Source organism: Catenuloplanes indicus, from assembly GCF_030813715.1.
GTDB classification, from domain to species: domain Bacteria; phylum Actinomycetota; class Actinomycetes; order Mycobacteriales; family Micromonosporaceae; genus Catenuloplanes; species Catenuloplanes indicus.
Map to the genome: position 1 here is coordinate 5,690,186 of NZ_JAUSUZ010000001.1, position 12,199 is coordinate 5,702,384.

Annotated in this window: 11 protein-coding genes and 1 pseudogene; 7 read left to right on the forward strand and 5 right to left on the reverse strand. The window is 72.4% G+C overall.

All coding sequences use genetic code 11. The features are described from left to right. The first annotated feature begins 105 nt into the window (after positions 1-105). Complete coding sequence (locus J2S42_RS25745) at positions 106-1,545, forward strand: amidohydrolase (RefSeq protein WP_370879255.1); 1,440 nt, start codon at positions 106-108, stop codon at positions 1,543-1,545. Between the two features lie 492 nt (positions 1,546-2,037). Here J2S42_RS25745 and J2S42_RS25750 read toward each other — a convergent pair whose 3' ends face one another. Next, positions 2,038-3,027 carry a DUF4349 domain-containing protein gene (locus J2S42_RS25750; protein WP_307243064.1) on the reverse strand — a complete coding sequence of 330 codons (990 nt, stop codon included), beginning with the start codon at positions 3,025-3,027 and terminating at the stop codon, positions 2,038-2,040. A gap of 147 nt (positions 3,028-3,174) precedes the next feature. Here J2S42_RS25750 and J2S42_RS25755 point away from each other — a divergent pair, with 147 nt between their 5' ends. From J2S42_RS25755 to J2S42_RS25765, 3 genes and pseudogenes are all read left to right on the forward strand, one after another. After that, the gene (locus J2S42_RS25755; RefSeq protein ID WP_307243065.1) at positions 3,175-3,807 is read left to right on the forward strand and encodes an MBL fold metallo-hydrolase; all 633 of its coding nucleotides are present in this window, start codon (positions 3,175-3,177) and stop codon (positions 3,805-3,807) included. Further along, positions 3,804-4,382: pseudogene (locus tag J2S42_RS25760) on the forward strand (hypothetical protein); the annotation flags it as partial. The gene J2S42_RS25755 and the pseudogene J2S42_RS25760, both read left to right, overlap by 4 nt. A gap of 704 nt (positions 4,383-5,086) precedes the next feature. After that, on the forward strand, positions 5,087-5,830 hold the full coding sequence (locus J2S42_RS25765; protein WP_307243066.1) for an SCO6745 family protein: 744 nt from the start codon (positions 5,087-5,089) through the stop codon (positions 5,828-5,830). A gap of 4 nt (positions 5,831-5,834) precedes the next feature. Here the strand turns inward: J2S42_RS25765 and J2S42_RS25770 are convergent, their stop codons facing one another. After that, positions 5,835-6,293, reverse strand: coding sequence for a gamma-glutamylcyclotransferase family protein (locus J2S42_RS25770; protein WP_306835167.1), 459 nt, complete (start codon positions 6,291-6,293; stop codon positions 5,835-5,837). Between the two features lie 102 nt (positions 6,294-6,395). On the opposite strand from J2S42_RS25770, the gene J2S42_RS25775 reads away from it, so the two are divergent. Further along, complete coding sequence (locus J2S42_RS25775; RefSeq protein WP_307243068.1) at positions 6,396-7,811, forward strand: NAD(P)H-quinone dehydrogenase; 1,416 nt, start codon at positions 6,396-6,398, stop codon at positions 7,809-7,811. 432 nt (positions 7,812-8,243) lie between these two features. After that, positions 8,244-9,452 carry a threonine--tRNA ligase gene (thrS, locus tag J2S42_RS25780; protein ID WP_307243070.1) on the forward strand — a complete coding sequence of 403 codons (1,209 nt, stop codon included), beginning with the start codon at positions 8,244-8,246 and terminating at the stop codon, positions 9,450-9,452. Positions 9,453-9,524: 72 nt separating this feature from the next. On the opposite strand, the gene J2S42_RS25785 is transcribed toward thrS, so the two are convergent. From J2S42_RS25785 to J2S42_RS25795, 3 genes are read right to left on the reverse strand one after another with little or no spacing between them, the layout of a single operon-like run. Beyond that, entirely contained in the window at positions 9,525-10,337 is an 813-nt protein-coding gene (locus J2S42_RS25785) for an ABC transporter permease (RefSeq protein ID WP_307243071.1), read from the reverse strand. Beyond that, positions 10,334-11,401 (reverse strand): ABC transporter ATP-binding protein, encoded by a 1,068-nt coding sequence (locus J2S42_RS25790; protein ID WP_307243073.1) that lies wholly within the window; start codon positions 11,399-11,401, stop codon positions 10,334-10,336. The genes J2S42_RS25785 and J2S42_RS25790 overlap by 4 nt, the downstream gene beginning before the upstream one ends. Continuing rightward, the gene (locus tag J2S42_RS25795) at positions 11,382-11,843 is read right to left on the reverse strand and encodes a MarR family winged helix-turn-helix transcriptional regulator (protein ID WP_307243075.1); all 462 of its coding nucleotides are present in this window, start codon (positions 11,841-11,843) and stop codon (positions 11,382-11,384) included. The genes J2S42_RS25790 and J2S42_RS25795 overlap by 20 nt, the downstream gene beginning before the upstream one ends. Before the next feature lie 105 nt (positions 11,844-11,948). Between J2S42_RS25795 and J2S42_RS25800 the strand changes: the two genes are divergently transcribed. After that, on the forward strand, positions 11,949-12,176 hold the full coding sequence (locus J2S42_RS25800; protein ID WP_307243077.1) for a hypothetical protein: 228 nt from the start codon (positions 11,949-11,951) through the stop codon (positions 12,174-12,176). The last annotated feature ends 23 nt before the right edge of the window (positions 12,177-12,199 follow it).

Genomic DNA, 12,199 nt, shown 5'->3' on the forward strand with positions numbered 1-12,199 from the left:
AATTTTGATCAGAACAACCGTTGGCTGTCCGGTGTATACGGGACTCGCCCGAAGTGCACTCGTGTCCCGCGACGCCGTTACGCGTTGTAGAAAGGGAGGTGGCGAGTGCCTGCGCGGGACCACGGCGCAGACGGCGCCCCACCGACCCTCAAGCGTCCTTACCAGCGCTTTCGTGACGGACCGCGACCCGATCACTACCGTAACGAGGTTGCGCAGCGTCACCATGTGAGGTCTAGGCTGTCCGAGTCACCATCCATCCCCATCAACAGTGATCGAGAATTCGACGTGACGAGTGCGTTGACGCTGCCCAGCAGCGAGCTGACGTCGTCCTGGCCCGATACTCCACCCGGGGCCGACCCCCTGCCCGGTCAACTCGACCGATGGCTTGCGTCACGAGGGGCCGAGCTGGTAGCCGTTCGCCGGCACATCCACGCGCACCCGGAGCTGTCCTACCACGAGTTCGAGACCGCGGCGCTGGTCGCCCGCGAGCTCGCCGCCGCCGGCCTGAAGCCGCGGTTCCTGCCCAAGGGCAACGGCGTGATCTGTGACATCGGCACCGGCGACCGGGTGATCGCGTTCCGGGCCGATCTCGACGCGCTGCCCATCCAGGACACCAAGGACGTGTCGTACCGATCCACGGTCGACGGCGTGATGCACGCCTGCGGTCACGACGTGCACACCACGATCCTGCTCGGGCTCGGGCTGGCGCTGGCCAAGCTGAACCAGGAGGGGCAGCTGCCCGGCCGGGTCCGGCTGCTGTTCCAGCCCGCGGAGGAGGCGATTCCGTCCGGCGCTCCGCACGTGATCGCGGCCGGTGGGCTCAAGGACGTGGCCGCGATCTTCGCGCTGCACTGTTATCCGCAGCTCCCGGCCGGTCTGGTCGGCGTGCGCTCCGGCCCGTTCACGGCCGCGGCGGACACCGTCGAGGTGAAGCTGCGCGGCGCCGGTGGGCACACCGCCCGGCCGCACCTGACCACCGACCTGGTGCACGCGCTGGGCCGGGTGATCGTGGACGTGCCCGCGCTGCTGGACCGGCGGATGGACGCGCGGGCCGGTGTCTCGATGGTCTGGGGCACGGTGAACGCCGGGCATGCCTACAACGCGATTCCCGCCGAGGGCTACGCCAAGGGCACCATCCGGATCCTCAGCCGGGAAGCCTGGCGCGAGGCGCCCGAGTTGGTCACCCGCCTGGTGAAGGACGTGGTCGCGGCGACCGGCGCGGAGGCCGACGTGGTCTACACGCGCGGCGTACCGCCGGTGATCAACGACCGGATGACGTCCGCACTGATCTCCGCCGCCGCCGGCGCCGCACTCGGCCCGGAGCGCGTGGTCGAGGCCGAGATCAGCATGGGCGGCGAGGACTTCGCGTTCTACCTGGAACAGGTCCCCGGCACGATGATCCGCCTCGGCACCAGCACGCCCGGCTCCGAGGTCCGCCGCGACATCCACCAGGCCGGCTTCGACGTGGACGAACGTGCCATCGGCTACGGCATCCGGGTGATGACGCACACGGCCCTGGCCGCGCTCGCCAGCGGCGCCTTCTGAAGATCATCCAACGGTACGAACGGGGCGGCGCACCGGACCGGTGCGCCGCCCCGTTCGTCACTCCGTTCCATCGCACCCGCCGGCGGTACGGTTCCACCACGCCCGGCGCTCCAACTCCACCGCGACTCACGGCGGCTTGCTCGACCGTGCCTGGCGGTTTGCTGGACCGCGCTCGGCGGTTCGCTCGACCGAGCCCGGCGGCTTGCTCGACCGCGCCTGGCGGCTTCCTTCACCGCGCCTGGCGGCTTCCTTCACCGCGCCTGGCGGCTTCCTTCACCGCGCCTGGCGGCGGCCTGCTGTCGCGCGTGGTGGTGGCTTCCTTGGCCGCGCCTGGCGGCGGCCGGCTTTCCGCGCGTGGCGACGGCGGTGATGTTCCAGCCCGTGACTGCCGGGAGCGGCGGCTTCGGGGAGGGTGCCGTCGGGCACTCCGTGCCCGAAATTTCGCCATAAAGGAAGCGAAGCGTTGCCCTGCGCGGCTTCGCCGGTTCTGTCTCAGGGAGCGGCGGCCGATGGGGCGGCCGGTGCGGCGGTCACCGGGACGGCGGGACGGCGGCGGCGCAGGCGGCGCCAGAGCAGCACCAGCAGCAGCACCGGGATGCCGACGCCGATCGCCCAGGGCAGCAGCACGCCGACCACGGTCAGCACCACCGCGCCGAACGTCAGGAACGAGTCCCACCCGTTCTTCAGGCCGATCAGGAAACCGCGGTCGTCCGGCTCCTCGGCCGGCGGTGGCGGCGCGGTGTCCTGCACCAGTTCGACCGTGAGCGTGGACAGCGCGGCCAGGTCCTTGAGCCGGTCCCGCTTCGCCTCCAGCGAGGCCAGCTCGGCCTGCCGCCGGGCCAGCTCGTTCTCCAGCGAGACCAGGTCGTTCAGCGACTTGGCCTGGGCCAGCAGCTTCCGGGCGCTCTCCACCTGCGCGCGCTGGCTGGCGATCCGCGAGTCCAGATCGACGACCTCCTCGGTCACGTCCTGCGCATCGATCTTGCGGCTCTCCTGCGTGCCGAGTGCGGAGATCTTGCCGAGTACGTCGTAGAACCCGTCCCGGGGGATCCGCAGCGTGATCGTGGCCTTCTCGAACGGTGTGTTCGCGTAGTTCACGTCGGTGGACCGGGCGTCCGCGCCGACGAACCCGCCCGCGGCCTCGGCCAGCCGGATCGCCTCCTCGGCGCGCGCGTCCACGTCCGTGACGCGGACCGTGACCGAGCCGGTGTAGATCACTTCCCGGTTGATCACCGGGGCGCCGCCGCCGGAGCCGGGTGCGGCCTCCCCGGTGTCGCTGCCGGAACCGGTGGCGCCGCCCGCGGCGTCCTGCGCGGCACCCTCCTGCTGCGGCATCGCCGGTGCGGCGGCCGGCGGACCACCGGCGCTGGTGCTGGAGACCTCGTCCGAGCCGTCCGAGCCGCAGCCGGCCAGAGCCAGCGTGAGCGCCAGACCGGTGGCGCCGAACACGGCCAGTGCGCGTTGTCGTCGTACCGTGGCCATGGTTGTCGCATCCCCTCGTGAGTCCGCGCCGCGGCGGCGCGTGCGTGACCGGTCAGACGCACCCGGCGGATGAACAGGTTCCGCGCGGGAACCTTCGGTAGCGTCACGTTTCGGCTGCGGGACGGCCACGGCCAGAAGGAGGCGTCGATGCGGATCACGAAGTTCACCCATGCCTGCGTCCGGCTGGAACGCGACGGTGCGGTGCTGGTCATCGACCCGGGCGCGTTCAGCGAACGCGCGGCGCTGGACGGCGCGGACGCGATCCTGATCACCCACGAGCACATCGACCACGCGGAGCCGGAGCGGATCGCGGCCGTGGTCAAGGAGCGCGGCGTGCCGGTCTTCGCACATCCGGGCGTGGCGGCCGCGCTGACCGACCTGACCGGCGTGATCACCACGGTGCAGCCGGGCGAGTCGATCGAGGTGGCCGGGTTCGCGGTGAGCGCGCACGGCGGCGCGCACCAGATCATCCACCCCGACATCCCGCGGGTGCCGAACCTGGCCTGGCTGGTCGAGGCGGACGGCACGAACGTCTACCACCCGGGCGACTCGTTCGCGATCCCGGCCGCCGAGGTGGACACGCTGTTCCTGCCGATCTCCGGGCCGTGGATGCGGATGGCCGAGGCCGTCGACTTCGGCCGCGAGGTCAACCCGCGGCGGGCGTTCGCGCTGCACGAGGCGCTGCTCAGCGAGATCGGCCTGACCGTGGTCAACCGGAACCTGAACCTGCTGCTGGACTTCGAGTACGCGCGCCTCGAGCCCGGGACGACCGTGTCGTGAGCCTCGGCGCGGACCTGCTCCGGCGGCTCTACGGCGAGCCGCCGGAGCGTTTCACGGCCGCCCGGGACGAGGCCGTGGCAGAGGCGCGCGCCCGGGGCGACGCGGCCGGTGCGAAGGAGATCGCGGCGCTGCGCAAACCGGTGATCGCGGCCTGGCTGGTCAACCTGCTGGCGATCCGCCGCCCAGAGCTGCTGGCCGACCTGGCCGCGCTGGCCGGCGAGATGCGCACCGCCCAGCGCGAGCTGCGCGGCGCCGAACTGCGCGAACTCTCCGCGCAGCGGCGGCGGGTGGTGGCCTCGCTGGTCGCGGAGGCGCGCGTGCTCGCCGGCGCGGCCGGTGTCCCGACCGGGAAGCTGCCGCTGAACGAGGTGGAGGACACGCTGAACGCGGCACTGTCCGATGAGGAGATCGCCGGGTCGGTACGGTCCGGGCGGCTGCTGCGGCCGGTCTCCTACGCGGGCTTCGGCGAGGTCCCCCGCCCCCGCCTGCGTCTGATCACGGAGGACGCCGGCCCGGCGGCGGACGAGGACGCGGAGCGCCCTGCGGCCCGCGGGCGAGGCTCCCGCACGGCGGCCGGGCGCCGCTCCGGACAGGAGGGCACCGGGCCCGAGGACGACGCCGGACCCGGGGACGATACCGGGCCACATGGCGAGGCCGATCCCGGCGCCGCCGGGCATCGCATCGCCGGGCGCCGCACCGCTGGGCGTCGCGCTGCCGGTCAGCAGCCCGGTGCCGGCCTGGGGGCCGACGCCGCTGAGCCCGGCGCCGCCGGGAACCGCGCTGCCGGCGTGGAGACCCACGCCGCCGACCGCCGTGCCGCCGGGGACGGCACGGCGCGGCGGGCGGGGGCCCGGAAGGCGGAGGCGGCCCGGACGGCCGAGGCGGACGCGCGGCGTGCGCTGGAGCGGGCCGAGCGGGATGCGCTGCGCGACCGGGAACGGGCCGAGTCGGACCTCGCGGCCGCCGAGGATGCCGAGCGGTCCGCGGTCGCCGCGGTCTCGGACCTCTCCGAGCGGATCGCCGCGTTGCAGGCCGAGCGGAACGAGGCCGACCACGAGGTGAGCCGCCGGAAGATGGCGCGCAAGACCGCGGAGCGGGCCGCCAGCGCGGCCCGGCGCCGCCACGGGGACGCCGCAGCCGCGCTGGAGGCGTCCGCGGGCAGCGCCACCGAACCGTTCGTCGAACCTGCGGCGCCGTTCGCCGACGGCGGCCGGCGGAAAGCTGCGGCACGCCGGGGCAGGACTGACCGCGGCGGTCCGGCCAAGGCAGAATCGGGCGCGTGACCCCCGACCAGGCGGCGGCCGCCGCGAAGGCGCACATACTGCGTCTCGGCGGGGCGTTCGCGGAGGATCCGCTGACGCTGCAGCGCGCGCGGCGGCTCGGGCTCTCCGGGTGGGCGTACTACGTGGCCGCGCGCGGCGGCGCGCTCGGCGACGTGCGGGCGGACACGGTGGCCGCCGCGCTGGGCTTCATAGCGCCGGACGCGGTCTCGGACGGCTGGGACGCGGCCGCGACCGTGCTGCCGCCGTCGAAGATAGCGGCCGAGCACCTGGCCGAGTGCGCGCGCTGGGGCGTGGAGCGGCTGTCGACGTTCCCCCGGCTGGCCCGGCTGATCGAGCTGTGCCGGCGGGTGGTGCTGGCCGCGGACCCGGCCGGGCTGCCGCTGTTCGCCGCGTGGCGGGCGATGCCGGTGCCGGACCAGCGGGCCGGTGGCCAGGCCGCGATCCTGCTGCACCTGCTGCGCGAGCACCGCACCGGCGCACACCTGATCGCCGCCCGGGTGAGCGGCCTGAGCCCGCTGGAGGCGGTGATCTCCGGGCCGGAGGGCGAGGCGGGCGCGGTGGCGTACGGCTGGCAGCCGCCCTACCCGAAGGTGCCGCCGCTGATCCGGCGGCGGCTCTGGGCGGACGCGGTCACCGACCGGATAGCGGGCCAGGCGTACGAGGTGCTCTCGCTGGCCGAGCGCGCCGAACTGCTCGGCCTGCTGGAGTCCGCCTCCGCGATCGTCTGGCCCGACGAGTGACGCGCTAGTCCGGCTTCGCGGTGCGGGTCGGGCGGGCGCGCAGCTCGGCCACGTAGTCGTCGGGCGCACCGGCCGCCTGGGCCGCGTTGGCGATCTCGGTGAGGTACCACGAGGTGGGCAGGCCGCCCTCGTACCCGTTGAGCACGTAGACCCATGCGGTGACCTCGCCCTCGAGCGTGGCGACCCGCACGGTCAGCTTCCGGTACGTGCCGGAGTTCACCCCCTCGACCTCGTCGAGCTGGGCGGCGTCGAACTCGTCGACGTCGTAGAGGGCCACGAACACGCGGTCGCCCGGCGACTCCACCACCGTGGTGACGGCGCCCTCCCAGCCGAGGACGTCCTCCCCGGCGAAGGTCAGCCGCCACCCCTCCAGCCACCCGACCCCGATCATGGGCGAGTGCGGAGCGTAAGCATGCATGCGGGCTGGGTCGAGGTTTGAGCCATACGCGGCGTAATGACGCACGGCGATGACGATAGCCCGGCGGAGGGTTGGGGGAGAATATGACCGTGCGTGTCGTATCTGGTTTACGGGGAAAAACCAGATCGTGGTCGGGAGGAACGGGACATGAGCAGTGCGGTGGCTGGTGGAATCGTCATCATCGGTGGCGGTCCGGCCGGATATGAGGCGGCGCTGGTCGCCGCGCAGCTGGGGGCCGAGGTGACGGTGGTCGAGCAGGACGGCGCGGGCGGTGCCTGCGTGCTGTTCGACTGTGTGCCGTCGAAGACGTTCATCGCCAGCTCGGGTGTGGTGACCGCGTTCCGCGACACGGAGCAGTTCGGCATCGACTCCGACGGCCTGGAGGCGGTGACCGTGGACGCGCCCGCGGTGCACGCCCGGGTGAAGCGGCTGGCGCTGGCGCAGTCGTCGGACATCCACGACAAGCTGATCAAGGCGGGCGTGAGCATGGTGTCCGGCCGCGCGCGGCTGGGCGACGACACGCTGGGTCACACTCACCGCGTGCTGGTGACGCCGGACAATGGTTACGCTGAGTATTCAATTGATGCCCGTACGGTTTTGATCGCGACCGGGGCCACGCCGCGCCAGCTCCCGTCCGCGATGCCGGACGGCGAGCGCATCCTGACCTGGCGGGAGATCTACGACCTGCCGGAACTGCCGGACCACCTGATCGTGATCGGGTCCGGCGTGACCGGTGCCGAGTTCGCCAGCGCCTACCTGGCGATGGGAATTGACGTGACGTTGGTCTCCAGCCGGGACCGGGTGATGCCGCACGAGGACGCGGACGCCGCCATGGCGATCGAGCGCGTCTTCCGGTCCCGCGGCATGAACATCCTGAACAACTCGCGCGCCGCGTCGGTCATCCGGGGCGGCGACGGCGTCAAGGTGACGCTGGAGGACGGCCGCGAGGTGTTCGGCTCGCACGCGCTGATGGCGGTCGGCTCCATCCCGAACACCCAGGAGCTGGGCCTCGAGGAGTACGGCGTGGAGGTGGCCCGCGGCGGCTACGTCACGGTCGACCGCACCTCGCGTACGAACGTGCCCGGCATCTACGCGGCCGGCGACTGCACCGGCGTGCTGCCGCTGGCCAGCGTGGCCGCGATGCAGGGCCGGATCGCGATGTGGCACGCGCTCGGCGACGCGGTCCGCCCGCTGCGCCTGCGCACGGTCGCGGCGAACGTGTTCACCGACCCGGAGCTGGCCACGGTCGGCGTCTCCCAGGACGAGGTGGACTCCGGCCGGGTTACCGCGCGCCAGGTGATGCTGCCGCTGAACGGCAACGCCCGGGCGAAGATGGACGATCTGCACGACGGCTTCGTGAAGATGTTCTGCCGGCCGAGCGGGCACATCATCGGCGGCGTGGTGGTGGCGCCGAAGGCCAGCGAGCTGATCCAGCAGATCGCGCTCGCGGTGGAGAACAACCTGACCGTGGACCAGCTGGCCCAGACCATCACGATCTACCCGTCGCTGTCCGGATCGGTCGCGGAGGCCGCGCGCCAGCTCATGCTGCACGATCTTGAGTAGTCGATCTATGCCGTGACTCACCGGGGCGAAACGTCCATATTTGGCGCCCGGCGAGCCGCGTGGCGCGTACCGTAGAGGGGCCCACGACATCGGGTCCCCCGTTCTCGATGTCGGGCGTCGGCACCCACCCCACCGGTCGTTCGCGATGCAGGCCGGTGACGCGCGGTGCCGGGGCCGCCGGCAGGTCCCGTGCCGGCGGCCCGCTCAGCGGACCGCCGCCGGAATTCACTATGGCGGACAACCCCTTCACGGGTACGGTGGACGCCATGCGATACCGCCAGCTGACGACGACGCCGGGTTCTCCCCGGCGGCGACCGTCGCTGCGCTGACGCAGTCCGACACACGCAGGCCCCGGGGCACACGCTCCGGGGCTTCGTCGTCTCCTCCTCGGTGCGTGCGGCCCGGCGGCCGTACCCCCGAAGGAGTCTTGTCATGATCGACCACCGCAGGCTGGGCCGGGAACTCGAGTTGTTCGCGACCGACCCGCTGGCCGGTTCCGGCCTGCCGCTCTGGCTGCCGGACGGCGCGGCCGCCCGGCACGCCGTGGAGGAGTACCTGCGCGAGGAGGAGCGCCGCGCCGGGTACCAGCACGTCAACTCGCCGCCGCTGGGCAAGAAGGAGCTGTACCTGACCAGCGGGCACCTGCCGCACTACGCGGACGACATGTTCCCGGTGATGGCGCTCTCCGAGGACGACGAGTTCGTGCTGAGACCGTCCGCGTGCCCGCACCACGCGCTGGTCTACCGGTCCCGCGGCCGGTCCTACCGGGAGCTGCCGCTGCGGATCGCGGAGCTGGGCGGCATGTACCGGGCGGAGCGGTCCGGCGTGCTCGGCGGACTGAGCCGGGTGCGCGGCATGTGGCTCAACGACGCGCACGTGTTCGCGCCGCTGTCGCGGGTCGCGGACGAGATCGGCCTGGTGCTCCGCATGATCGGCAAGGTGCACGCGGCGCTCGGCGTGAAACCGGCCGGTTTCCGGCTGTCGCTGCGCGGCGACGGGCCGAAGTACGCCGGCGACGGCGCGATGTGGGACCGGGCCGAGGCGATCCTGCGGGACGTGCTGCGCGAGTCGGGCCGCGCGTTCGCCGAGGAGCCGGGCGAGGCCGCGTTCTACGGGCCGAAGATCGACATCCAGGTGGTGGACGCGGGCGGCCGGGAGATGACCCTCTCCACCGTCCAGCTGGACTTCCACCAGCCGGCCCGGTTCGGCCTGTCCTACGTGGACGCGGCCGGTGCGCGGCAGGTACCGGTCATGATCCACCGCAGTCTGGCCGGGAGCATGGAGCGGCTGTTCGCGTACCTCATCGAGGTGCACGACGGCGCGTTCCCGCTGTGGTACGCGCCGCGCCAGCTCCAGGTGCTGCCGGTCTCGGCCGCGCAGGAGGAGGCGGCGCACGAGTTCTGCCGTGCGGCGGTGTACGCCGGGCTGCGCGCGGAGGTGGTGGCGGACGGCTCGGTGTCGTCCCGGGTACGGCGGTCCGCGCAGCAGCGGGTGCCGTACGCGGCGATCATCGGGCCGGCCGAGGCGGCGGCCGGTGAGGTGTCGCTGCGCCCGCGCAACGAGCGCGGCCTGGCTGCGATGCCGGCCGAGGCGGCGCTGCGCCGGCTGCGCGAGGAGGCCGACCCGCACGCCGAGGGGTGACGCTCCGTCGGGTGCGGACCGAGGCGTCCGTCACGTCGTGCTGACGGCGTGGCGGACGCCTCGATCACCGGTTCACGTGACGGCGCGGCGGCGGAAGCCGCGCAGGCCGGTGGCCGTGAACGCGATGCCGAAGCCGGCGAGCGCGAGCAGCGAGATCCACGGGGCGATGTGCGGCACGTGCGGCATCGACGCGGCCCGGACCGCTTCGGACAGGTAGGTCAGCGGGTTGAACAGCGTGACCACCTGGAACCAGGCCATCGAGTCCAGCGACTTCCACGGGTACTGGGTGGCGCCGGTGAACATCAGCGGCGTCATGATCAGCGCGAACACGATGCTGATCTTCGACGGCGGCACCATCGTGCCCAGCGTGAGCCCGATCGCCGCACCGACCCAGCCACCCAGGAGCAGAGCGACGACCATCAGCGGTACGCCGGGGGAGTGCCAGGGCACGTCGCCCAGCACGAGGAAGCCGATCGGGTACATGAGCACCACGGACGCGGCCGACCGGAGCATCGCGAGCGCGATCTTCTCCACCGCGACCGCCCAGGTGGGCAGCGGTGCGAGCAGCCGGTCCTCGATCTCCATGGTGAACGAGAACTCCATGATCAACGGAAACGACACGGTCTGCAGCGCGGTCAGGAACGCGGTCAGCGCCACGATGCCGGGCAGCAGCAGCAGCGAGTACTCCTCCGACACGTACCCACCGGCGTTGAGCACCTTCGCGAAGACGAACAGCATGAACAGCGGCTGCAACGCGGTCTGTGCCAGGAAGACCCACAGCTCCTTGCCGGTGACGAAGACGTCCCGCCAGAGGATCGCGGTGAACGCGCTCAGCGCGGACGGCCGTGGCGGGGCCGCGGGCGTGGTCTCGGTCAGCGTGGTCATCGCAGACCCCTTCCGGTCAGGTCGATGAAGACGTCCTCCAGGCTCGGCTCGCCGATCTGCACGTTCGCCAGCGTGGCCGCGCGCGCGTCGAGCACCGAGACGACCGGGCCGAGCAGGCCGGCCGGCTCCCGGTCCAGGTAGAGCCGCACGGTGATCGGGTCGCCGTCCCGTGGCGCGGCCGGGCCCGGCGGCAGGCCGCCACCGCCGCCGCGCGCCGCGATCATGGTGGCCATCGCGGGCGGCGCCGGGGTCGCACCGCCGCCGCTGACCTGCTCGCCGCGGGCCACGCCGTCGATCTCGGCGAGCGTGGCGATCAGCTTCTCCGGGTCGTCGCCGGGCGCCGGTGTCACGGTCAGCTCCAGCACCGCCTGCCCGGTCAGCCGGCGGGTGAGTGCCTCCGGCGTGTCCAGCGCGAGCAGCTTGCCGTGGTCGACGATGCCGACCCGGTCCGACATCTCCGCGGCCTCGTCCATGTCGTGCGTGGTCAGCACCACGGTCACGCCGCGGTCGCGCATCTCCCGGACCCGCTCCCACAGGAAGATCCGCGACTGCGGGTCCAGCCCGGTGGTCGGCTCGTCCAGGAACAGCACGGCCGGCTCGTGCATCATCGACCGTGCGATCATCAGGCGCTGTGCCATGCCGCCGGAGTAGAAGTCGAGCTTCTTGTTCGCCTGCGCGGTCAGCCCGAACTGCTCCAGCAGTTCGTCCGCGCGGGCGTTCCGGTACGCCCGGGAGAATCCGTGGTAGGCGGCGTGGAACGTCAGGTTCTGCCGGGGGGTGAGCGACCGGTCCAGGTTGCTGCGCTGCGGCACCACCGCGAACGCGCTGCGTGCCCGGACACCGTCCCGGATCACGTCCTGGCCGGCCACGCTGGCGCTGCCGCTGGTCGCCTTCACGCGCGTGGTCAGCACGCCGATCGTGGTCGACTTCCCGGCGCCGTTCGGCCCGAGCAGGCCGAAGATCTCGCCGGGCGCCACGTCGAAGCTGATCCCGTCGACCGCGTTGACCGGTGCCTTCGGATACCGCTTGACGAGGTCTTTCACCTCAACCGCGGGTGTGGTCATCAGGGCCCTCCAAGGTGGAGATGAGTTCCATCAGGAACTCGCGGATGATCGCGGCCTTCGCCGGATCGGTGTCGACCGAGGTCATCGGCGCGTGGAACTCGCGGACCTCGCGGACCTTGACCAGCGCCAGCCGCCCCGCCTCGGTGATGGTGAGCCGGACGGCCCGCCGGTCGTTCGGATCCGGCCGGCGCTGCACGTGCCCGGACTTCTCCAACGTGTCGACGATGCCGGTGAGCGTGGCCGGCTTGAAGAAGCAGGCCTGTGCCACCCGGCTGTGGCTGAGGTCGCCACCGTGCATGCCCAGCGTGGTCAGCACGGCGACGCCGGCCGGCGTCAGATTGTGGTGGGCGGCCAGATAACCACCCCACTGCTGCTGCGCGAGCCGCGCGGCGAGCACCAGCAGGCTGCCCAGCGGCGCGTTCTGCAATCGGTCGGTGTCCACGGGCACACGTTAGCTCCCTGATAGTTAGGTGCCAAACAAATTATTCGGTTGACCCTCGGTAGCCATGCGTCATTGAATCGGCTACACGCCGTTCAGGAGGGCCCGATGCCCCTGCTTCGGATCCAGCTCGACACCGACCGCACCACCGCCCGCCGCGTGATCGACCTGCACCGCGCGGGCCGGACCCACCCGGAGTCCCGCGCCGCCGCCGAGGCCGAGGTCTGGCGCAAGGGCTACACTCCCGCCGCCGTCCCCGTCTTCATCGGCACCACGAACGGCGACCCGGTCCGCCTCGTCTACGAGGTCGAGATCTACACCGACACCACGCCGTGATCGCGGTTCCGGCGACCCGCCGC

What these genes read in the sequence shown, in the direction of transcription:
- J2S42_RS25785 (WP_307243071.1), bottom strand. Translation starts at nt 10,337, where the DNA reads ATGACCACGCTGACCGAGACCACGCCCGCGGCCCCGCCACGGCCGTCC.
- J2S42_RS25790 (WP_307243073.1), bottom strand. Translation starts at nt 11,401, where the DNA reads ATGACCACACCCGCGGTTGAGGTGAAAGACCTCGTCAAGCGGTATCCG.
- J2S42_RS25750 (WP_307243064.1), bottom strand. Translation starts at nt 3,027, where the DNA reads ATGGCCACGGTACGACGACAACGCGCACTGGCCGTGTTCGGCGCCACC.
- J2S42_RS25775 (WP_307243068.1), top strand. Translation starts at nt 6,396, where the DNA reads ATGAGCAGTGCGGTGGCTGGTGGAATCGTCATCATCGGTGGCGGTCCG.
- thrS (WP_307243070.1), top strand. Translation starts at nt 8,244, where the DNA reads ATGATCGACCACCGCAGGCTGGGCCGGGAACTCGAGTTGTTCGCGACC.
- J2S42_RS25755 (WP_307243065.1), top strand. Translation starts at nt 3,175, where the DNA reads ATGCGGATCACGAAGTTCACCCATGCCTGCGTCCGGCTGGAACGCGAC.
- J2S42_RS25800 (WP_307243077.1), top strand. Translation starts at nt 11,949, where the DNA reads ATGCCCCTGCTTCGGATCCAGCTCGACACCGACCGCACCACCGCCCGC.